Genomic DNA, 368 nt, shown 5'->3' on the forward strand with positions numbered 1-368 from the left:
CCACCTTCAGGATCCGTGGTCGTGATCGTGTTGTAGTAGCCATCCTTCGTCGTTGATACCGGTTCAGCTACCTTAAAGAAGGAACTGCTGCCATCTGGGTTGATGTTCTCGCCCGTCTGGTCAGTCGTTGGATTACCTTGGGTATCCGTTCCTGGCGTGTCGTGGGTCATGGTTACGCCAGGGTTATCGTTCGTAACCGTCGTCTTGCCGGTCTTGACACTTTCACCTGGTTTGATTGTAACTGCTGGTAAGCTTGGCTGATCCTTTGGCGTTTCCGTCACGGTCACAACGCTCGTTGTGCTCGTTTTACCCGTCGTTGGATCAGTCGTTGGTGTCGTCTGCACGACGGCCACCGTCTTATCGCCGTC

Annotated in this window: 1 protein-coding gene; it reads right to left on the reverse strand. The window is 54.1% G+C overall.

Annotated elements, in window-relative coordinates:
* Positions 1–368, reverse strand: a 368-nt coding sequence (locus tag FFM73_RS12860) for a hypothetical protein (RefSeq protein WP_373278684.1), incomplete at both ends; no start/stop codon positions are given.

Source organism: Secundilactobacillus hailunensis, from assembly GCF_005405185.1.
GTDB lineage: Bacteria > Bacillota > Bacilli > Lactobacillales > Lactobacillaceae > Secundilactobacillus > Secundilactobacillus hailunensis.